At 40.2% G+C, this 22,294-nt stretch carries 18 protein-coding genes and 2 pseudogenes; 4 read left to right on the top strand and 16 right to left on the bottom strand.

What is annotated here, in order from left to right:
* Positions 1-54 precede the first annotated feature (54 nt).
* The 4 genes and pseudogenes from CL667_03425 to CL667_03410 all read right to left on the bottom strand — a co-directional run bounded on the left by CL667_03425 (position 55) and on the right by CL667_03410 (position 5,920).
* Positions 55-1,962: a hypothetical protein gene (locus CL667_03425; protein MAL16739.1), complete on the bottom strand. Its 1,908-nt coding sequence runs from the start codon at positions 1,960-1,962 to the stop codon at positions 55-57.
* Positions 1,963-2,155: 193 nt separating this feature from the next.
* The gene (gene hslU, locus CL667_03420; protein ID MAL16738.1) at positions 2,156-3,568 is read right to left on the bottom strand and encodes an HslU--HslV peptidase ATPase subunit; all 1,413 of its coding nucleotides are present in this window, start codon (positions 3,566-3,568) and stop codon (positions 2,156-2,158) included.
* 1 nt (position 3,569) lies between these two features.
* Positions 3,570-4,118 carry an HslU--HslV peptidase proteolytic subunit gene (locus CL667_03415; GenBank protein MAL16737.1) on the bottom strand — a complete coding sequence of 183 codons (549 nt, stop codon included), beginning with the start codon at positions 4,116-4,118 and terminating at the stop codon, positions 3,570-3,572.
* Positions 4,119-4,249: 131 nt separating this feature from the next.
* Positions 4,250-5,920 (bottom strand): annotated as a pseudogene (locus CL667_03410) (ribonuclease E/G).
* A gap of 74 nt (positions 5,921-5,994) precedes the next feature.
* Here CL667_03410 and CL667_03405 point away from each other — a divergent pair.
* The gene (locus CL667_03405; GenBank protein MAL16736.1) at positions 5,995-6,255 is read left to right on the top strand and encodes a hypothetical protein; all 261 of its coding nucleotides are present in this window, start codon (positions 5,995-5,997) and stop codon (positions 6,253-6,255) included.
* 103 nt (positions 6,256-6,358) lie between these two features.
* Here CL667_03405 and murA read toward each other — a convergent pair whose 3' ends face one another.
* From murA to CL667_03390, 3 genes are read right to left on the bottom strand one after another with little or no spacing between them, the layout of a single operon-like run.
* A complete protein-coding gene (murA, locus tag CL667_03400) occupies positions 6,359-7,630 on the bottom strand; it encodes a UDP-N-acetylglucosamine 1-carboxyvinyltransferase (GenBank protein ID MAL16735.1) in 1,272 nt (423 codons plus the stop codon).
* Positions 7,623-8,129, bottom strand: a complete 507-nt coding sequence (locus tag CL667_03395) for an acetyl-CoA carboxylase biotin carboxyl carrier protein subunit (protein ID MAL16734.1) — start codon at positions 8,127-8,129, stop codon at positions 7,623-7,625. The genes murA and CL667_03395 overlap by 8 nt, the downstream gene beginning before the upstream one ends.
* A complete protein-coding gene (locus CL667_03390) occupies positions 8,126-8,392 on the bottom strand; it encodes a hypothetical protein (GenBank protein ID MAL16733.1) in 267 nt (88 codons plus the stop codon). The genes CL667_03395 and CL667_03390 overlap by 4 nt, the downstream gene beginning before the upstream one ends.
* A 140-nt stretch (positions 8,393-8,532) precedes the next feature.
* Between CL667_03390 and CL667_03385 the strand changes: the two genes are divergently transcribed.
* A complete protein-coding gene (locus tag CL667_03385) occupies positions 8,533-9,123 on the top strand; it encodes a hypothetical protein (GenBank protein ID MAL16732.1) in 591 nt (196 codons plus the stop codon).
* Complete coding sequence (rpoN, locus tag CL667_03380) at positions 9,113-10,621, top strand: RNA polymerase sigma-54 factor (GenBank protein ID MAL16731.1); 1,509 nt, start codon at positions 9,113-9,115, stop codon at positions 10,619-10,621. The genes CL667_03385 and rpoN overlap by 11 nt, the downstream gene beginning before the upstream one ends.
* Before the next feature lie 6 nt (positions 10,622-10,627).
* Here the strand turns inward: rpoN and CL667_03375 are convergent, their stop codons facing one another.
* From CL667_03375 to CL667_03345, 7 genes are all read right to left on the bottom strand, one after another.
* Positions 10,628-12,136: a hypothetical protein gene (locus CL667_03375; GenBank protein MAL16730.1), complete on the bottom strand. Its 1,509-nt coding sequence runs from the start codon at positions 12,134-12,136 to the stop codon at positions 10,628-10,630.
* Positions 12,137-12,153: 17 nt separating this feature from the next.
* Entirely contained in the window at positions 12,154-12,957 is an 804-nt protein-coding gene (locus tag CL667_03370; protein MAL16729.1) for a hypothetical protein, read from the bottom strand.
* 13 nt (positions 12,958-12,970) lie between these two features.
* The gene (locus CL667_03365; protein ID MAL16728.1) at positions 12,971-13,489 is read right to left on the bottom strand and encodes a hypothetical protein; all 519 of its coding nucleotides are present in this window, start codon (positions 13,487-13,489) and stop codon (positions 12,971-12,973) included.
* A complete protein-coding gene (locus tag CL667_03360) occupies positions 13,489-15,357 on the bottom strand; it encodes a hypothetical protein (GenBank protein MAL16727.1) in 1,869 nt (622 codons plus the stop codon). Before CL667_03360 ends, CL667_03365 begins: the two co-directional genes overlap by 1 nt.
* A gap of 9 nt (positions 15,358-15,366) precedes the next feature.
* Positions 15,367-18,348: a hypothetical protein gene (locus CL667_03355; GenBank protein MAL16726.1), complete on the bottom strand. Its 2,982-nt coding sequence runs from the start codon at positions 18,346-18,348 to the stop codon at positions 15,367-15,369.
* Between the two features lie 7 nt (positions 18,349-18,355).
* On the bottom strand, positions 18,356-19,069 hold the full coding sequence (locus CL667_03350) for a hypothetical protein (GenBank protein ID MAL16725.1): 714 nt from the start codon (positions 19,067-19,069) through the stop codon (positions 18,356-18,358).
* 276 nt (positions 19,070-19,345) lie between these two features.
* Positions 19,346-19,855: a hypothetical protein gene (locus CL667_03345; protein MAL16724.1), complete on the bottom strand. Its 510-nt coding sequence runs from the start codon at positions 19,853-19,855 to the stop codon at positions 19,346-19,348.
* Positions 19,856-20,434: 579 nt separating this feature from the next.
* Between CL667_03345 and CL667_03340 the strand changes: the two genes are divergently transcribed.
* Positions 20,435-20,734 carry an excinuclease ABC subunit C gene (locus tag CL667_03340; GenBank protein MAL16723.1) on the top strand — a complete coding sequence of 100 codons (300 nt, stop codon included), beginning with the start codon at positions 20,435-20,437 and terminating at the stop codon, positions 20,732-20,734.
* Between the two features lie 407 nt (positions 20,735-21,141).
* On the opposite strand, the gene CL667_03335 is transcribed toward CL667_03340, so the two are convergent.
* Together CL667_03335 and CL667_03330 are read right to left on the bottom strand one after the other, a co-directional pair.
* Positions 21,142-21,663: a hypothetical protein gene (locus tag CL667_03335; protein ID MAL16722.1), complete on the bottom strand. Its 522-nt coding sequence runs from the start codon at positions 21,661-21,663 to the stop codon at positions 21,142-21,144.
* A pseudogene (locus tag CL667_03330) lies at positions 21,656-22,240 on the bottom strand (hypothetical protein). The gene CL667_03335 and the pseudogene CL667_03330 overlap by 8 nt, the downstream one beginning before the upstream one ends.
* Between the last annotated feature and the right edge of the window lie 54 nt (positions 22,241-22,294).

Genomic DNA, 22,294 nt, shown 5'->3' with positions numbered 1-22,294 from the left:
AAAACAGGCCTCCAAAAAGAAGCCTGTTTTTATTTAAAAAGATAAAATCGCTGGTTAGTTCTGGTCGTTCAGATTTCCAATTGAACTCGCATCAGCTTTCCCACTAGCCAGAGCTTCAAGTTTAGCTACAGCATCCCACAGCGTCATGGCTTCTTTTAGAGTGTTATCGAATACATCGTTAACGATAGGATAGAAGTACTGCATCCCCCAAACTTGTCGGGCAACTTCGGCCTTCATTCTACCTTCAATGAGGAATGCGACATCTTCGAAATGTCCTTCAGGTACAAACAGAGAATCATTTCTAAAGCTTGGGGAAGAAGCGGTGTCAGTTACAATCATCCCTCTTTCAACGAGCAGATTTTTAGCACCGTCTATATGCTCTTGATCCCAGGTGAAATTTTCTCTGAAGTTCTGGAAATCATCACCCCAACTTGCTCTGAAATCATCGCCTTGTTCATCTAGATAGTTTCTGACATAATCAAAAGCGACTCTTTCTCGAATTGAGAAATTGAATACATACGCAGATGTGGTCGTGTCGTTAGGGACGATATAATCGGGTACAATTCCACCACCGCCGTAAACAGTACGTCCGGCATCTGTGGTATATTTCAATGAGTCAGGTATATGATTTATAAATTCAGAAGCGTCATCCATTGCTTGATCACGTCGAAAAATTTCATAAGCGTACTCTTCGCCACCTTCTACAAATGGTTTCTGGATTAAACGTCCGGAAGGAGTGTAGTAGCGAGATATGGTTACCCGTACACTGCTTTTGTCAACCAGTTCATATTGTTGTTGGACCAAGCCTTTTCCAAAAGTTCGTTTACCGACAATTAAGCCACGATCATGATCCTGAACAGCTCCGCTAACAATTTCACTTGCTGAAGCGGCACCTTCATCAACAAGAATGATGACCGGCTGGTCTTTGAGTTCACCATCTTTACGAGAGAAATATTCCCCGTTAAAACGGCTGTTCTTACTTTTGGTTGAAACCAGTTCAGTTCCCTGCGGGAAAAACTCTTCAGCGATGGCAATGGCCTGACTCAGATATCCACCCGGATTTCCTCTTAAATCAAGAACCAGACGCTCCAGGCCTTTATCTTCAAGGTCGAGTACTGCCTGCATAAATTCATCATGCGTAGTAGCGGCAAAACGATTTATTTTGATATAGCCGGTTTGTTCATCCAGCATATAAGAAGTATCAATGGTATAAAGTGGAATATCGTCACGGGTAATAACAAAGTTGATTGGCTGTCTGACATTGGGTCGTTTTACTGTGACCTTAACTTTTGATCCTTTCTCACCACGCAGCCTGTTAACAACCATCTCGTTGGTAAAACCTATAGCTGTAGAATCTTCTATTTTAATTATGCGATCTCCGGAACGGATTCCAAGCTGGTCACTGGGACCACCCGATATTGCAGTTACAACTGTAATAGTATCTTTTATTACCTGAAACTGGACACCAATACCTTGAAATTTACCTGCGAATTCGGCCTGAATCTGCTCATTATCCTCAGGTTCAATATAGATTGAATGGGGATCTAAAGTTGAAAACATGCCTCTGATGGCTGACTCAGTCAGCTTAACCATGTTTTCATCAGGGCTGTTGTTTGAAACGTAGAGGTAAGCTTTCTCAAAATTGGTGAAAGAATCGCGAATGCTTCTAATATTTACTCCCTGAAAGGTAGTATCAATTGGAGTCCCATCGATTTGAAGAGTTGAATCTTCAATAGACTCCACCATTCTTTTGATACTGGCCCGGTACATCTTATTCAGATCAGGATCTTGAAAGTAATTAGCAATGATGCTTCTTTGCGCCTGATGATATTTAGTCAAATTTTTGGTGTCATCGTTATTTGACTGAAATACAGGGTCTACACCAGTGAATCTGAGAGTAGCTAGAATCAGAAATATTACAAGGTTGGGATACAAAAATTTCTTTAAGTGCATAAATATCATCTTACGTAAGTAGTGTTTTTACTAATAACCAATATTACGGCATATAGTTTCATCGCTAACGATTGTACTAAATAATGTAGTATAGTACAATTTCAAAGATATCGAACTGTAATATTAAGATGTTGAATACCAATATTAGTTATAACAAAAAAGTCAGACCAAATAAATGATCTGACTTTTTAAAATTTGTCACTTATAAAATGTAGTGACTCAAGTCTTTGTCTTTGACAATTCCAGCCAGTTGTTTATCAACGTAGGTTTTATCAATGGTGATTTCACCCGAGTTGATATCATCCGGAACGGCAAATAAAAGTTCATCAAACAGGGAAGACATGATGGTATGTAACCGTCGGGCTCCTATATTTTCAACAGATGAATTCACTTCAGCTGCAATCCGAGCAATTTCACGAATGGCATCCTCTTTAAACTCAATTTGAACGCCTTCAGTATCAAGCATTGCTATATACTGCTTGGTTAAGGCATTCTTTGGTTTAGAAAGAATATCAACGAAATCGTCTTCAGTCAGTGAGTTTAATTCAACTCTAATTGGAAAACGTCCCTGCAGTTCAGGAATTAAATCTGATGGTTTGGATACATGAAATGCACCTGAACCAATAAACAGAATGTGATCTGTTTTCACTATACCATGTTTGGTATTTACCGCGCTACCTTCAACAATAGGGAGGAGATCACGCTGCACACCTTGACGGCTTACATCAGGACCACCCTTTCCGCCACTTCCGGTAGAGGATTCGGCGATTTTGTCAATCTCATCAATAAAGACGATACCTTGTTTTTGAACGCGCTCAAGAGCTTCCTGAACAGCAGATTCATGGTCAATAAGCTTTTCAGCTTCTTCTTCAGTTAAAATCTCGCGGGCCTCTTTAATAGGAAGTTTACGCTTAGACTTTTTATTTCCTTTGCCGAGGTTGCCCAGCATATCCTGTAGATTGATGCCCATCTCCTCCATACCCTGAGGTCCAAAAACTTTCATCATTGGGTTTTTAGAAGAATTGACTTCAATTTCAATTTCACGTTCCTCAAGTTCTTCATTTCTGAGTTTCTCTCGGAATCGTTCGCGCGTGCGTTCGTTTAATTCAGAATCGCTTGCATTACCTGGATCAAAATCATCGCCATTACTGGAGCTGCTTTTAAAGCCGGCACCCGCCTTTTTAACGGGAGGGATGAGGATGTCTAAAATTCGTTCTTCAGCTTTATGAGCAGCTTTCTCTTTAACACGATCCTGCATTTCCTTTTTCACCATGCTTATGGCTACATCGGTCAGGTCACGGATCATGGATTCAACATCGCGGCCGACATACCCAACTTCGGTGAACTTGGATGCTTCCACTTTCATAAATGGAGCGTGAGCAAGTTTCGCTAAACGTCGGGCGATTTCGGTTTTACCGACACCAGTTGGTCCAATCAGTAAAATGTTATTTGGGATAATTTCATCTCTGATTTCCTCATCGGAATTCAGCCTTCTCCATCGGTTTCGAAGTGCGATGGATACAGATCTCTTTGCTGACTTTTGCCCGACAATATACTTGTCTAATGCAGCTACAATTTGCTGCGGGGTCAAATTCTTTTCTTCAATAGTTAGCATATCAGTCTTCAATTTCTAAAATCGTAATATTATGATTGGTGTAGATGTCGATGTCGGCTGCGATGTGCAGGGATTCTTCAACGATCTCACGGGCAGATAATTCTGGTGCGTGTTTTTTCATCGCTCTTGCCGCTGAAAGGGCATAGGAACCGCCACTTCCAATGGTTGCAACTTCATCGTCGGGTTCAATAACATCACCCTGGCCGGAGATCAACAATCCTTTCTCATTATTCATAACAACAAGCAGGGCTTCCAGCTTTTGGAGGAATTTATCTTTCCGCCATTCTTTGGCCAACTCAACTGCTGCGCGTTCCATATTTCCGTTATACTCATTCAGCTTCTCTTCATATTTCTCGAAAAGGGTGAATGCATCGGCGGTGGAACCGGCAAACCCGGCAAGAATTTTACCTTCATGGAGTTTGCGTACTTTTTTGACGGTGCTTTTCATGACCGTTTTATTCATAGTAGCCTGGCCGTCACTTCCAATGGCGGCTTTACCATTATGAATCACACCAACAACGGTAGTCGCATGTAAATCAGATAATTTCATAAAATAAATTTGTTCTTGATAGTTGATGGAAGAGGTACAAAAACCAAGCCAAGGGCCAAATAGAAGACTTGTTGGTAATTCGAACGGTTTATTCCGTTCGAATTGTCACTGTTACCTGACTATCTGCTTTAGCTGCTCTTCTCTTTTTTTGAGATATCAAGGTTTTCTTTGTTCCCTTTTCCGCTTTCAAGCTCAATTAATTCGCCTTCACGGTTAAGAACTTCCTCAATAGACTCATCCCTCATAACAATATCAGTGATGTCTATATCAGAACCTACAAGTGTTGCACGGAATTCATTCATGGAAACCGTCTCATCACCAATAAGAGATACTTTGATGCGGAATTTAGCCATCCACTTCAATTTTGTACTCATCAGACCTTTTGTCAGTACAGACTTGAGGTATGGATTCACATACAGGTCAACAGCTCGGTAGCTGGTGTTATGCTTGAATTTGCTCAACCAAGTTTCAAGGTCGGTTAGGATAGTGTCTTGAGTAACTACATTACCGGAGCCACCACAAACAGGGCAAACTTTTGATACGGAGTTAACCACACTTGGGCGAATTCGCTGGCGGGTAATTTGAACCAAGCCAAAATCACTCATTCCAATTACATTGGTCTTAGCCGGGTCTTTAACAAACTCTTTCTTGAGCTCGTCGTAGATTTTCTTACGGTTCTTGTCATCGCGCAAGTCAATAAAATCGACTACAATGATACCACCAATGTCTCTCAGCCTGAGTTGCTTGGCAATCTCACGAGCGGCTTCAAGGTTGGTTTTGAGGGAATTATCCTCTTGACGTTTTTTAGCGGCATAAGGCCCTGAGTTAACATCCACTACATACATAGCTTCAGTTTGTTCAAAAATCAGATATCCACCCGACTTCATTCTCACTCTTGGACTGAAGATGGAGTTCACGTCGTGAGCAACTTTCATGTAATCGAAAATATGCTCTTTCCCTTTATACAATTCCACATTTGGAACCATCTGAGGAGCTATTTGACTCACATATGATTTAATTTGACGATACATTTTCTGATCATCAATCAGTACGCGATCATAGTTTTTAGCAAATAAATCACGAATCAGGCTTTCCGTCATATTCAAATCACGGTACAAAAGAGAAGGGGGCTTGGCGTCTTCCAGTTTATCGACAATTTGCTCCCATTTCTTCAGAACGTTGCGAAGATCGTCCTCAAGAGCTTTTTTATCCTGCCCCTGAGCAACGGTTCGTACAATCACACCAAACCCATCGGGAACCATATTGTTAAGGATTCCTTTAAGGCGACGGCGTTCTTTATAATGGCCAATTTTCTTAGAAACCGCGATGTAATCACCCATAGGAATAAGAACGAGAAAACGCCCTGCAATGGTGATATCCGTTGAAATACGAGGGCCTTTAGAACCAATAGGCTCTTTAACGATCTGAACTAAAAGCTTTTGTCCGGTACGTAGAATTTTACCCGCGAGAACCTGCTTCTGTACGTTTGAAAGATTGTCCTTATTGGCAATGTCTTTTTTAGCGTGGCTAGGAATTGCGTTCTCACCATTTAGCTTGGTAACGTATTCATCCAAATGGTCGCCGGCATCCGAAAAGTGTAAAAAGGCGTCTTTAGGAGTACCCATATCGATGAAAGCGGCACGAATACCACTTAACACCTTATGAACACGGGCTACATAAATATTACCAACAGTACGCTGGTTTTCTTCCGTTTCTATGAATAGCTGCGCTAACTCGCTGTTTTCTAAAAGCGCAATTCGGGTTTGATTCCCCGAAGAGTGTATAATAATTTGATTTTTCATTGGTAAAATTCTTCCTATCCCGGAAGCCACTGCTACCCCTGCAAACGAACCATCGTATTAATTTACGTTGCAAATTGATTACGGTCTCATTATTGAGAGCGGGGTTTGAAGCAAGCGGACGAGCGGCTACTTCGGGAATAATATCTGTTAAAATTGTTTTATTAGGGGATTCCGTATCGGAATCAGAAAAGAGATTCTGGGTTAAGGCTGTAATTATTAAACCGCAGAAAAAGAAAAAATCGATGAAGGCATCGTTACAAAAGGTAATCAATGATGCCACCAAAGTTTGTTTTTGGTATGTATTCTGTGCGTTATGCAATCAAAAAATAGTTTAAAAAAGTTTGTTTAGGTCGATTTCTTCTGCGATCAATATAACTGTGAAAGGGGATTAATGTAAACGCTTTTTATTGATAACAGAAGATAAAGTAAAGGAGAAGATTATCCTTCCTCATCAACCCGCTTAATGGAAGCTCCGACAGCACTCAGTTTGTTTTCAAGAGATTCATATCCGCGATCTAAATGATAAATACGAAGTACATCGGTATGATTTTCCGCAACCATAGCCGCTAAAACCAAACTGACACTCGCACGGAGGTCGGTACTCATTACGGAAGCTCCGGTCAGTGGAGTCTTTCCTGAAATATGAACCGTATTCTTTTCTACCTCCAGCTCAGCACCTAAACGATTGAGTTCCGGGACATAGCTGAATCGATCAAAATAAACCGTATCGGTAACTTTAGATTCGCCCTCAGCTTGTGTCATCATCGTCGCCCATTGGGCTTGAAGGTCTGTTGGGAAGCCGGGGTAAATTTCAGTTTTAATGGAAACCGGTTTTAGCTTTTCGGGCGCCTTTACATGGATGGTCGTTCCGTCAACTTCAACAGAAGTACCGGTTTGCTTTAGCTTTTTCGTGAAGTTACCCAGTTGCTCAGGATTACATCCCGTGAGCGTTAACTCAGATCCGGGAAACATCGCTCCGGCAATCATAAAGGTTCCTAACTCAATTCTATCCGGATCGTTTGAGACTTCAATGCCTTGTAAAGAATCTACAGCTTTGATGGTCAACGTATCGGTTCCAATTCCTTCAATATCAGCACCCATCTTAGTTAGGAAATTGCAAAGCTGAACCACATCCGGCTCTTTAGCTGCATTATTGATGGTGAATTTCTTTGCTTTCAAAACAGAAGCCAATAATAGATTCACCGTTGCGCCAACACTACTGGGTTCAAGGGTAAAACTTCCGCCTTCAACTTTTTCATCGGCTTTGGCAATTACATAGCCTTTCTCAAGCTCGATGTTAATTCCCATGGCTTCCATGCCTTTTAGGTGAAGATCTACAGGACGGGGCCCCCATGCACATCCACCGGGAAGAGATACCTTCGCATAGCCATGTTTTCCAACCAAAGCTCCGAGCATGTAGAACGACGCACGCATCTTGCGAACTAAGTCGTAGGGTGCTTCGAGGTGATTGACGTTAGTAGGATCAATAATCAGGGTATTCTCATCTTCTTTGAAATCAACCTGAGCGCCAACAACACGAATCACATTGTTGAAGGTATAAATGTCTTTAAGCCGGGGAATGTTATTAATAGTGGATGCAGAATTTCCTAAAAGCGAAGCGGCCATGAGAGGCAAAGCGGCATTTTTTGAACCGCTGATTGGGATTGTTCCTTTGAGTGGGGTGCCGCCTTCAATAATAAATTTATCCAATGGTTTCGATCTCCAGTATGGGTGAATTTTTTTCTAATGATTGCCCGACTTCCGCCGAGATACTTGCGATGGTTCCGCTTATAGGTGCCTTTAGCTCATTTTCCGTTTTCATGGCTTCGAGGATGACGAGCGGTTGATCTTGTTCAACTTCATCGCCTTCAGCTACCATTATTTCCAGAATCTTACCGGGCATTGGGGCTTTCAGAATACCTTCAGCTGCAGCAGCTCCGGTTTTAAAGCCGAGTCGGTCGAGCAGGAGTTCTTGTTCATCTTTGACTTCAATAGAATGCCAAACGCCGTTCATTGAAAACTCAATGGCAGAACCTTCATAACTTACATTATCGATTTTGTAGGTTTTTGTTCCCGTTCTGAGAATGTGCCGGCCGTTCACAAACTCGAAGCTGTAGTTTCCTTCTTTGTCGCCGGACTTGAAGGTCCCGCTCTCAGGAGAAAGTTCAATATCATGCTCGTTTTCGCCTATAGTTGCCTGTAATTTCATTTTTGACTCTCCATATGTTTGATGCCAGATTTTGTGATTCGAAAGGTAGAATCTTTAACGTTGTCAGAATCGAAGGGATAACTTTTATTTTGGTTCGGCTCCTCCGGATTCACAGCTTCGATAAGCCGTGAATTCATCAGGTTGATAATATCATCCCGCAATTCACCATACTTAAGCTGAGTTTCGTCCTGAATGACGTCAAAAGGTTCAGGAAAAATAAGCCGGTCTAAAATTTTATGTTCGGAGGGGGTAAGTTTTCTCATACCCTTTGAAGATAGAACCGATGCTAAATTATCACAAATTATTAGATGCTAAATTTAATGAATTCCGAAAGCGCATACTTAGTCTGAAAAAACAAAAAGTTGATCTTCGAAAAGTGTCCCGCTGATTCTTATCTTGAATCATGTTCAAAGTTAAAAATACTATCCTTTCAAATGATATCGCTACCGCGAAGTTTGCGTGCGACCTTCCTCGTTGCAAAGGTGCCTGCTGTGTGGTGGGTGATGCCGGAGCTCCCGTTTCAAAAGAGGAAATTCCGGTACTTCATAAAGCCTATAAAAAGCTAAAAGGTGAATTACGCCCGGAAGCTATTGAGGTGGCTGAAAGGGATGGGGTAGTTGTTGGATCTCAGAAGGCGGGTTATGAAATTTCAACAGTTGAGAGCAACGAATGTATTTTTGTGAAATATAATGACGATGAAGTTGCTTACTGCGCTATTCAACAAGCTTACTTTGACGGAAGAATGAGTTGGGAAAAACCCATCAGCTGTCATCTATTTCCGGTTCGACTAAAGAGAATCGCCAATTTTGACTATGCGAACTTTGAATATGTTCCGAAACTATGTTCTGCTGCATGCGAAAAAGCAGAAAAGGAAAATACGTATTTGGCTGAGTTTTTAGAGAGACCATTGGTGCGCAGATACGGCGAAAAATGGTTCTCAAGTTTTATTGAAGCTTGTAAAGAGATTCGAAAAAAGGAAGGTCATGCTCCGTAACCAACAGAATTTAAATCAGAGGCAGCAGCAGAGTTTACAGCAAAAGCTATCTCCGCAACAGCTGCAGTATATCAAATTGCTGCAGCTGCCTACCATTGCCCTGGAGCAGCGTATCAAGGAAGAGATGGAGGCTAACCCTGTACTTGAGGAAGTTGACCCCGGTGAGGTCGAAATCGTAAGTCTTTCAGAAAGGGAAGAAGAGCCGAAGGAAGAAAGGGAAGAAGCCCTCGAGAGCCTGGAAGAGCATGAGGTTGACTGGGATGAATTTGAGACCAATACTGAGTACGACGGGGAAGAATTCAGTTCTACTTACAATCCGGATATGGATGAGTGGAGGGATTTGCCGAACCCTTATCAAGCTTCTTTTTTAGAAGAGATGGAGGAGCAAGTAGTATTTTTGAATCTTTCGGAAGAAGAGCAGCTCATCGCAGACCAGATTCTGGGGTCTTTGGATGAAGATGGATATTTCCGTCGGGAATTAGAAGCCGTTGTAGACAACATCGCTTTCAATAAAGGTATTCTTGTTGATGAGGAAATGGTGGATGATGTTCGGAAGCGGATTCAGCAGCTGGATCCAATCGGTATCGCTTCACAAGATTTAAGGGATTGTCTTTTGGTACAGCTAAAAGCTTCAGAAAAAGACTTACCGGGTAAAAACCTGGCAATTAAAATTGTAGATCAGGCCTGGAAGGCATTTGAGAAAAAGCACTTTTCGAAGCTGCTGCAAAAGTTCAACGTTGACCGTGAGAAATTGCAGGAAGCTTTTGAAGCCATCCGCCAAATGGATCCGCGTCCGGGTGCAGTGGCAAGCAGTATGGAAGAAACCCAGAATTACATAGAGCCGGATTTCGAAGTGTATTGGAGAGGTGCCGGTGAGGGTGAAAGTAAAAGAGGAGAGTTTGTGATTAATTTGAACCAGCGTAATGCTCCTTCGCTCCGCATATCCCCCGAGTACAAGCAGATGTGGGATGAAATTAAAGCTAAGAAGAAAAAGAATACGGACGCGGAAGCACATTCTTTCATGAAGAATAAAATTAACTCTGCTCAGTGGTTTATTGAATCCATTCGTCAGCGCCAAAACACCCTGATGAACATAATGAAGACCATAGTTGCTCTGCAGGAAGATTTCTTTAAGTATGGGGAAGGACTCAAGCCGATGATTCTTAAGGATGTTGCTGAACGAATTGGAATGGATATATCAACTGTTTCCCGAGTAGTTAATGGTAAGTATGTACAGACCCACTTTGGAGTCTATGAGCTAAAATATTTCTTTAATGAAGGTCTTGAAACTGAAAGTGGAGAAGAGGTTTCAAATCGTGAAGTGAAGAATTTCCTTGAAAAGCTTATTGATGGGGAAGACAAACAAAAGCCACTGAGTGATCAGCAGCTGACCGATTTGCTAAATGAAAAGGGATATAAAGTAGCGCGCAGAACGGTCAGTAAATATCGAGAGCAGTTGAATCAGCCTGTAGCCCGAATGAGAAAGCAGGTTATTTAATCTCTTCTAAATTGGCGGCTTAACTTGCTCCAGCAAATAGAGCACAGGTGATAAGTCATAACTGCTGTTCCTTAAATCATTAAACACCTGTTTAGCATTTTTCCAATCTTGAAACTCACCTGTAAGAAGATATACTGCCTCGTTTTCTCCCTCTGATATTTCCGTTTGTAAACCCATAAGGGAAGCTATACTCTGGGATAAATCTTCAGCGTCATTACGGTTCTCGAATTTTGCCAACTGAATTCTAAAATTAAATGAGTATGGCAGAATACTTTCTATGACGGGTTTTATAAAAATGCCCTCCGGTAAGCCTGACTTCTTAAACTCAGCCAGTTTCTCGGAAGCAGTGAAAGGACTTTGGTAAGGCCCAAGCATAACTTTATGGGAACCGTTATCTGTGGACGATATGCTTGCTAAGACAGTTAGGTTTGAAGTGATTTCTGAAATATATCTTTCTGCATTGCTTTTATTCTGAAACGCTGCCACCTGTATTTGATAACGAATAGGGTCGGGGCGAAGACCTGTATCTTCATAGCACTGATGAATCAAACCAATGGCGTCATCACCTGTGTAACTAGCAAGTTCTTTATGAATTTTGAGAGCATCTTCCAGGGAATTCCGAGGCTCAGATCTCACTGAAAACAAATTATTATTAAAGGTTATTTCGAATGAGTAGTTAGTTTTTCTTGAAGCGTCATTTGCAAGACTAAAGCTGTTGTTAAATGATTGAAATCCTCCAATCTGTACAGAATACCTGCAGTTATTATTGTCCGCAAGAACAGGAGAGATGGAACTAGTGGAATCGTGCTTGGGAACTGAAGCATAGTATAGCCTGATATCTACTCTGCGATTTAAGGCCTTGTTTCTTGGAATTGAATTTCCTGATGCATCTTCATTTGGAACCAGTGGCTTTGAATCAGCATAACCTGAAGCTTTGAGCCTGCCTTCTTCAATACCCATCCCCCTAAAGTATTTTACGACATTTGTGGCCCTAGTGGTTGAGAGCTCCCAATTAGACGGATAGGCAGAAGATGAAATAGGGGTGTTATCAGTGTGTCCTTCAACTTCTACATTAAAGTCATTAAAACGGTTGGACTTAATAGCAGAAATAACCCGGTCAAAAAGGGGTAAAGCACCTTGCTGTAGCGTAGCGCTCCCGGACCGGTAGAGATCATCACTGCTGAATCTAATCAGGAGGTCATTCAAATCACGGATTATTTCAATTTCACCACTTTTAAGATCACCAGACAAAGAGGCTTCAAGTTCACTTTGAATTTCTTCAATAGGAGTTGTAAGAAATTCTGTCTCCTGAACAGATGACTTAAATAATTGTGATACGGAAGTTAAGCTGGTAACGCTGGTAAACTCTGAAAGCGAGAGCAGAATAATTAAAAAGCCAAGAATAATAGTGATGATATCCAGGTAGCTTACCTGCCAGCTATTATCATCTTCAGTATCCAAAATTTCATTCGGATAAAGGGATTTATTATTCTGTGAAGGAGGCTGTTTACTCAAAGCAGGATGTTCAGGATTTAGAAGTTGAATTTTTGGCTGCTTCGATTCATGTGAGCCTGAAGTTTGTCGTATATCTGAAGAGATGTTTTTTGTTGTTCGATAAGTAGAATTCCTTCCAGAATAAGCTTTTCTCTAAAATACTGAAGAGAGGCAATGTTATTCATCTTCTTAGCCATTGGGTTAAAGATGAAGTTCCCAATTAAAATACCATAAAGCGTTGTCATTAAGGCGGCCGCTAATCCTGCTAATAAGGATTCAATCTCATTGAATCCTGACAAAATTACGATCAACCCAAACAGGGTGCCAAGCATACCAAAGACCGGAGCTGACTTACCCATGCTTGCTATGATTTCATTTATCTTTTGCTGCCGTATGTAGCTTTCTTCAATATTTGCCTCGCCAAGTTCGCGAAGTTCTTCCGACGAATAATTCGTGTCTAGCACAGAAAATAGATACCCTTCAAACTGACCTTCATATTCATTACTAAGTTCTGAGATAGCTCTGATTTTATTCTCTTGAATGCGTTTCTGCCAATCTAAGATATGTTTTACATCCTCATCAAGCAGCTCATTATCGATGTTACTGTAAGAAAAAAGGCGGAAACACTGCCTTACAGCCTTCATTACATTCCAAAAAGTAAAGCTGATGAATACAGAAGCTGAAATCCCTCCAAAAACGATAGCAAGGCTGGGTAAATTCAAAAACTCTAATCCTGAGGGAATAACATCATAGGTGGTAAAGCCGGTTATAATTAAAGCTCCCCACGCAAGAATTACAGCAGAGATACAAAAGCCTAAAATATTTAGAATAGATGTACGCATAGAATCAGCCTACCTAAAAATTTCGTTTAAAATCTGCATCAACCAAACCCTGATTTTGCAGTTCACTGGTTATGAAAGGTAATATGGGGATGGGAATATTCGCATCCATTTCTAATGCTTTTTTCCAGTTTTCAGTAAACTTCTCTTTGGATCCTAATCCCAGAAAAATATTCCCTTTTAGAGCATAAACGTCTGCTGTTTCTTTGATTGCCAAGGCTTTGTTAATAAGATAGAGTGCATTCTGGTACTGGGCCTGATGAAACTGCTGCTGGGCTAAAATGTAGTAGGTAGTTACTCCATTTGCTTTGGCCTGATAAGTCTTTTTTAATTCTTCTTTGTACAGCTCTTCAAGCTCTGCTTTCCTCTTATCTTCTTCGCTGTCCGTGTCAGCCACCTCACTGCTTTGTTGCTGAACCGCTTCCTGTTCAGGTTCCTCAACAGAAGCATCTTCACTTACTTTATTTGATGAGCTACAGGCAGAAAGCGCTACAAGCAGGCCGAAGAATAAAAAGATGTTGTATAGCTTCATCATCAATTTGAGTTTTGGTTAGTGAGGGTTTGTCTTATGGCCCTCATTATCGTTTTCTGCGCATGTTCGACTTGTTTTTCACTAAACTGCGGATTTTGTTCTAACTCAATCTGTAACAACTTTCTTTCCCTTGTAGGTCGGACTGAAAAAAGAGCATCAATAATATCCTGATCAAAACCTTTGGAGGCAGCCAACAGGGTAGCAGTATCTATGTTTTGTAAGGAATCCCTAAGTATGCTTTTGTCAATTTTGGGGATTTGCTCGACAGTAGTAAACTTATTTTGGAGAAAATTACCAACCGGAGATCCCATAGATATCAACTGCTCGATGTAAGATCTCTGGTCTTTAAGTGGGAGTCTTTGAAGTATAGGAAGAATGCTATCAGCGCCAATTTGCTGTTCTCTATTTATTTCTATGATATCGGTAGCTTTATCAAAAAGGTGGGTGGAGATATCCTTGTGTTGCTGATAAGAAAGCTGATTAAGGTTTGTCATACCCAGCATGATTTCTGCTGTTCTATCCTGGCTAAGTAAATCAAAGACATCAGATGCTTTTTCATTGGGAAGGTAATCCATGACCAATGCAGATGTATTCCTGTCTTCACCATTTAATAATGATACAACCTGATGGGAACTTAAATGTCTCAGGAATTTAAAAAGGTCAAGCTGACTGTGTTTTTCATTTGAAGAAGACGCTGCTCTCTTTGAGTATAAGGCTTGAATAAATTCCCCAGCAAGCTCTCTTTTTTCTTCCATGCTCATTGGCGATAGCTGTTCCAATTCCTGCTCTATCAGCTGGTATTTATCTGGATCTAATTCCTTCCTCAGTAGCTTCAGCATATGTTTATCGATACAGTCAACAATTTTGGCTGATCTTTTAGGACCATTCGATGGATCTTCTTCAAGCCAGTACTCAAATAATAAAGCGATTTCTTTAGGAGATTTGAAAAATGAATCTGCCAGCTCATCTAGTGTAGAAGATGTAGAGGTGTTATTTTTTGGCTCTGAAGTTTGCGTTTTATCAGGGCTGAAATCAGGGGTAGCTATCTCTCTTCTTATACTATCTCTTTCTGCCTGTCTTCTGTAAGAATCATCAGCATCGCTAGGTCCCTTAAAACGACTAAGCAACAATGTTATCGCAAAAAGTAGAAATAGGATAAAACCGGGCAAATACTGCTCTAATGACGCCATTAAGGTATCATTAGCAGGCTGGATAAGCTCGATCTTTTGACCTTCAGATTTAAAGCTGAAATCCGGCATCTTTAACTGATCAACAGTGACTAAGTCTCCTCTCGACTCATCCACTTTCGCGGCAATGCCTGCAATTAAAGACATGAATTCAATTTCTTGTTGGGTAAATGAGGAGTCAGCGTAAACCCGAATTCTAAGATTATTCAATCTGAGCATTCTCAGGATGTTCTCACTGATAATTTGTTCAGTTGAAGGTTCCCCAAGGCCGTTAGCCTGTAAATTCTCTTGTGGAAGGAAGGGGAGACCGGGCATTACCAGGTTTTGTTGACGCTCTCTGACAACCTGGTTCTGAGTGGTAGAGTACGTTTCTGTAATCATGTCAGCATTAACATTAACATCAACAAAGAACTTCTGCTGGTCAAAGTAGTTAGACATAATGCTAATGATTTGAGCATCGTACTTTTGCTCCAGAGATGCGATACGAAGCTCTAAAGATTCGGTCGTTCCTATCGAATTCCCCTGTGCTTGTACACCATGACTACCAAAGAAGAGGGTGGAAAAGAAAACGAGCAAAAAAATGAAATGACACAGCGAAGTACAGGAAAATCCGGTTCGTAATAATTTGATTTCCTTCCGCGGTAAATAGTAGAATCTATCGCGAATAAACTTCCCTAAAGCCATAAATAATATCTACTCTACAAGTTCAGTTGTGATCAATGTATCAAGCATTTCAATATCAGGAATATAGATATCAGGATTTAGACGTACAGCTAACTCCCAAAATTTTTCCGCTTGATCTCTTTCCCCAATCAGGTAATGTAAACTGCCTTTCAGGGCATATCCCTGGGCTGTCTCAAAAATTTCTAATGATTGCTCAACAAATGTTAGAGCTTTTTTAATTTCCTTATCGTAAAAAGCATTTTGTGCTTTTACAATAAGTCTAAGGGATTCATCCACACCTTCCGACAAAGATTTTTCAAAATTCAAAATCTCATCATTCGTTTTAATTTCTTCAGTAACTGCCTCAGCCGTTAGTGGAGCCTCAGCAGGAGGTTGATAGTCTTTTGGGACGAGTAAGAACTGAAGTCCTTCAATAAAGTCACCTTCTGGAATCGCTTCTACCTCAAACTCGATCTTCGCCGGGAGCGATTTGCTCTCCAGAATATTAAGCTGCGTGGAATCCACTTCAAGCACATATTCTCCCGGGGGTATCTCATACTCATAAAAACTACCGTCTGAGAACGATCGTAACTCTTTGTTGTAATCACCGTCTTTCTGCCTGACTAGAACTCTTAACCCTGCTACTCCTGTCTTTTTCCCATTGGCCAACTGCCGCTCTACAATCCCTTCCATAACTCCTGACATGTAGAAGGGTATTTCTACTTTTTTGAAACGGTTTGGATCGCTGATTAACCCAAACTTTTCGAATTCAGGAACCAACATTGGGTTCTTAATATTGGCCTTATTAATCTCCATGTTATAGTAGAAGTAAGGCTGCATCTGGGTGTAATAAAGTACTCCATTTTTGGTAGTACTTGTTGCACCTGACCTTTGTACGCGAACAGCATTTCCTTCAATACGGTCATCGCCTTCGTTGAAAGTACCATCACTATTATTATCAACAAAAAGTTGTACCGCAGTACCTGAGCGCCCAACTTGATCTCGGCTGGTAAAAATAAAATTATTGTAGTTGGAATCGTACCCTATAGAACCTCTTACATTTTGACTAAAATTATTGCTTCCACGGATGTTGCTAAATGTTGAACTTGATCGTGCCTTATTAAAATCAATCACTAAGCTAAAGCGGACCGTATTATACTCTCCTGTAAAATTTCTTCCCAATGAAAGTTGAAATCGACCTTGATCAAAAACGTTCTGGGAAATCAAAAATTCAGTTGACTCAAGCTGATTGAGAGTTGGTTGATAGCGCATTTGAGTTCTCAAAAAGACTCCTCTTAAATAGGAGGGGAGGTTCCTGTTTCTGGAAATATTATAAGTTGCTGAGCTTTCAACGTAAGCAGTATTAGATGGATTAAAGAGATCAATATCTCCAACAAAACGATCACTATAACCGAGCCGTATATTTAGTTTTCCAATTCTGGAGTTGGCATCAAATCGCACTGTTGTATTGTTTGTAGTGGGGCGAATTCGTGAAAAGGTAGATGCACGTACATTGAAGGGTAGACCCCAAAAATTAAATGGATAGAAGACACTCGCCACAAATCGTTTATCATCATTAGAGGGATTATAAATACTAAAACCACTGTTGAAATCAGTATAGTCAAAATTAATACTTGCTGAATTGGGGTAGATCACGCTGAGCAATCCCCTGTAATAAGCTTCACTGGCAGCTTCAAGGGTTAGAATATAATTTGAGGCGATACGTGACGAAAAGCTTGTTGTAAAAGTGGGTAGTGCATCATGGTAACCCTGATAATATTCTACACCGGCTTTAGCGGTTAGCCAGTCAGTGATACCATAAGCGCCATTTCCCTGTGCAGTGAAATCTTGTGAGGTTTCGCCAAAAATTGGATTATCAAGTCGTCCGGCATTTAGCGAATAATTAAAAACCCCTTCTGGCTGAAAAGTAAAAGGAACCTGAATACGATTGGAGCGTTCAATAATCTGTCCAGTAGGGCCATAAATTTTTAAATCAAGCTGAGAGGAACCATAGGTAATAGGAGTGAGAAAACGGTAATTTCCTAACTCATCCGCCTGTTGAAAGTCAACAAGAGCATTGTTCATATATAATTCTACTTCAGATTGAGGAATCGTTTCTCCCTGAACCACATACTCATCAAAAAGTCGGCGTGGCTCTATGGGCTCATTAGAAAGTCTGATTCCTGTATAAGTGTTTCTTGCAAAACCATCGGTAGTGGTTTGGCCTATGGTAAGATTTGTTAACCAAGATTGGTCTCGGTACCTATAGCTCCACCGCAAATTATCAGTAGCAAAATTACTATAGTCTTGCGAATAACTTCCAAATACCACTCCCTGAACATCTCCACCATATAGTTGCAACCCAATATTAGAATTGAAATTATATACATTTTGTACAGAAGAAACATTAGCGGATAGATTATAGTCCAGAAATCCACCATCTAAAAAAGGGCGTTGTCTACCGTATCTGAGATCATATTGTTCTTGTTGAAATCGATTTGCATCTGCAAGCTGTCGTCGTTGCTGTCTTATTGCTTGCTGAACAGCGGGTAGTTCTCGGTCGGTTTCCAGATTCAGCGTCAGGTTATTAAAGTCTATGGTGAAGTTGAGACCGAATGCTTCATACAATATATCGGCTCTTAAATAGGAGTCGATTTCCTTTATGAGATAATCATTAGCGTTTAATATGATGGTAGTTTCATCAAAGCTAATTTTGTTAGACTGGAGATTTATTTGGTAGGGAATTCGTTCGGTACCAAAGTATCCATCAATGGAAAGACCATTAACGGTATGGTCGATGTTGAAAAGAGAGAAGAGCTCAGAAACCGGAAGGTAAAATTCATCGTTTTTATAGTAGGAGATAACTACGGAATTTATAACTCCTCTGTGACGGAAATCGAGGTAGACTTCGAATTCATCAGAATTATTATCTTGCGCTTGTAGATTCTTTTCGGAAATCCCAAAACATAAAACAATAATTGTTATGATTGATATTGAAGATTTCCAAAAAATAGGCACCTTAAGGTATGATTACAGTGTTAGTTGATGTGACGGGTTGCATTTGGACAAGATCGCTTTGAGAAATATCGCTTCTCCGTGTTTCAAAATGAACCTGAATGGTGTATTCGCCAGAAGGTAATCCGGAAATATCCAAGGTTTCTTTTTGAGTGCCATCAAAATATAAGGTCGTTGATCGGAATCCCTGAGCCATGGTTTCTCCATTTTGATTTTTTAAAATAGTAGTAATAGAACCTAGAAAAGGAGAATTTCCCGTTCTTTGAAAATCTGTAAGTACAATTAATTGTTCACTGCCATCTCCCTGAAAAGAACTTCTTATACCATCTACTTTAATACCTGTAGTAACATCACCATTTTTATAAAACAAACCAGTAATTTGCTCAATATTAATCCCCACACTTGCCGTAACATTTTCATTTGATCCTATTTCAACAGGTGGACTTTCAGGTGTAGAATGAGTTTTGATTCTAGTCCAATATGTTCCGTCTTGTAAATCATTCGATGGAGTTAATCTAATCCTTACAACTTGTCTTTGACCTGATTGTAGAATAAAATTTCTAGGAAAAGCACGAACGTTATCAGCAATAGAATGAGTGCCTTTTAAATCCTCAGCACCTGATACATTTTGTCTTTCACCGTTTTCATCTGTAACTGCATATCCAAAGAAAAAGTCAACTGAGACCTCTTGAGGAGTATTCGAATTGTTGATAACCATATACGTCCCAAACCTTGTTTGATTATCTAAAAACATATTTGTGGGAGCGATAGTCACTTGAGCCTGAATTGAACAAGTAAATAGACTTCCAAATAGAAATAATGCCGTAATAAGTCGTTTCATAGTGTTTAGGTATTAAATCATGATGTTGTTGAAACTTAACTAAAAAGATTCAATTAGCTATGATCAATTATTGCACTTGCTCAATTTGGATATTTGATAAAAAAAAGCCACGAAGGAATTCTTCATGGCTTTTAAAATACTTTATACAGTTTTTTAATTGTAAGCAACCGTTAGAGTAATAGGAGTACCGCTGGTAGTTGAATAAGTACCTGCAGTAGCTATTGCATCAAGGGTACCACCAATTTCCACAAGTGCTGTACCTAGACCAGTTGTTCCACTTAATGTTACATTTGTACCTGACTGAGCTATTGTAGTTGAACCAACCATAACCTCAGGAGTAAAATCTACTGTATTAGTTCCATCAGACAATTGAACACCAGTATTATAGCTGATAGCAATGGAAACACCAGCATTACCTGTAACTGTAACAGAACCAGATGATGCATTAGTATTATTTGCTGGAGTTAAAGAAGTGTTTCCATTAGCTCCCTGTACTGCTTCAGTATTTTGTGTAATAACGCCGAATGTTACATTATTAACAGCGCTAAAAGCTAAGGTTGATTGAACTATTGCAGAGACTTGGACGTCTTGTTGGGCATAAGCACCGGCTGAAAAGACAGCGGCTATTGCAAGAACGGATAGAAGGTTTTTAAAAGTTTTCATAATCGTGAGATTGAGTTTTGTGTTTATTTAATTTCTGAGAGAAAATTATCGAAGTTTATTGAGTTGTCCAATTAGATAGTCTTAATTAAAACGTCTTAACTAATGGCTGAAACCTGTGTTGTTTCTGTTGTAGATGATTTATCAATTCTTGAAAATAATTAAATACAGGCAGTAGTTTATTTAATTTTCTTTAATAATTCATGTCTTTACAGTTACTACGCATTTAATTTGAAAGTAGATTGCTCCGTTCCGATTTCAATAGTGTGAAATGTCTGCGAGGAGAATTATTCTTTGGCTAAAGGCCAATAAATGCACGACGCAGCAGTCTGGTGAATGTGATTGGGGTTTAAAAAGAAGTCATCATTTGCGAGGAGGCGAGGTGCTGAATGTAAGTTTGGGAAGTATAACGACGCGGCAATCTCGAAGTGATAGCTACCAAGTGTAACAACGAGACTTTGGAGAATGAGAGAGTAGATTAACGAGATTGCTTCGGCGAATGAGTGTGCTGCTTTAGTTTGGGCATTTGGGCGCCTCGCAACGGGATGTTTTTTAAAAATACAGGCTTTATTAAATTACTGAATGGAATTAGATCAACGTTACTATGTATACATATTGACTAATAAGCGACACACCGTTCTTTATACCGGTAAAAGTTCTGATTTAGTTCGAAGAGTGTGGGAGCACAAGAATAAAGCAGTGAAAGGGTTTACAAAAAGATATAATATGAACAAGCTGGTCTATTTTGAAGAGTTTGGGTCAAGTGAAGAAGCTATATATAGGGAAAACCAAATTAAGGCCGGCTCCAGGCAAAAGAAGATTGAACTTATAGAGTCCATAAATCCGGATTGGAAAGATTTGTCCGAAGGATTTGAATATTAAAAACTACACTTCTGCGAGGAGAATATGTTGCCGAATGTAGGTTTGGATGAATAACGACCCGGCAATCTCGATGCCATGGCTATATAGTGCAACAACGAGTCTTTGGAGAATGAGAGAGTAGATCAACGAGATTGCTTCGGCGAAAGAGGGTAGTGTGCTTTAGTTTGGATATTTGGGCGCCTCGCAAAGGAGAGTTTTAAAAAAAGCAGTCATTTGCGAGGAGAGTGAGTTGTGGAATGTAGGTTTGGTTTGATTAACGACGCGGCAATCTCGAAGCCATGGCTGCCAAGTGTAACAACGAGACTTTGAAGAATGAGAGGGTGGATTAGCGAGATTGCTTCGGCGAAGGAGGGTAGTGTTGTAGTTTGAGTATTTGGACGCCTCGCAAAGGAGTTTCAGAAAATGGATTAGTCGTAATCCACACTAAGAACGATATCACCGGTGTAAACACCATTTGGGATGTTTCCAATTTCTATAGCCCCATAAACGTATAGATACATCTGTTTCCAGACATCATTTCTGCTTTCCAGAGCTGTGTATTCGTGAATGGAAATAAAGCCCCCATTTGACGGTACAGGATTAGAGTTATTTGCATTGTTAGTACCGGTATTGTTATAAGCCAAATTCAGCTCTAACGGGATATCAGAGTCAATTGCAGGATTATCATTTGACAATGCATTAGGGTAGTGCAGGTTTAAATAGACATTCTGGGTATGGAAGGCTTTGATGCTGAAAACACCCATATTTACATCCCCAAGCTGAATTTCAGTTCTACCCGAATTAGTTACTTGAGTACCAAAATTTAAATCTTGCTCTATAGTTGCACTAAGTTCGGGCTCAATTTTTAGCTGGAGGTTAATATACTGGGCATGAGCGATGGGCGACAGGCTTAAAGCAAAAAGAAATATGGAAACAAATCGCTTAGTCATAGCTAACCGTAATAGTAATTTCACCTGAGTAACTTCCGGCATCTACATTTCCAATATTCAGGGATCCATAAATGTATAAGTATGCAGTCTCATTATAAAGGGCGGGGTTATAACCTTCATAAACTGGAGTGGGAGGCGGTCCGGGTGGTCGGTTGCCGCGAGCCTCAATAGGAAACTGCGCTGAAGCTACATTAGAAGCAGTCTGCATTAAGATAGCTTCGTTAGTATTATTATTTCCTCTGTTGGCATAAGCAGCCTGAAGTGTAAAGGGAATGCAATTTGTATTACTGCCATTACAGGCAATATCGGTATCAAGGTATAAATAGTTATCAGCAGTTACATCTACAATCACATCCAGATATTTGACTCCTTCAATCATAAGTACCTTGGCATCAATAAGATCTATCGTTTTTAGTCCTTCATTCTGAATGACCATGCCAAAAGCCAAGTCTTCAGCTGGAATAAGTTCAGAAATACTTACACTGTACTTACTGCTGAAATCACCAAAATCTATTTCTTGTGCAGCAAGAGAGGGATTGAATACTGTCAGAAAACTAGTCACCATAAAAAATATAAAACACCCAAAGCCTTTCATTTGGAAAGGCTTGATCTCAGGGCAATTTCTATATTT

Origin of the sequence: Balneola sp. (assembly GCA_002694685.1) — a bacterium.
Taxonomy (GTDB): Bacteria; Bacteroidota; Rhodothermia; order Balneolales; family Balneolaceae; genus Gracilimonas.
This window is presented reverse-complemented; position numbering and strand designations above follow the sequence as displayed.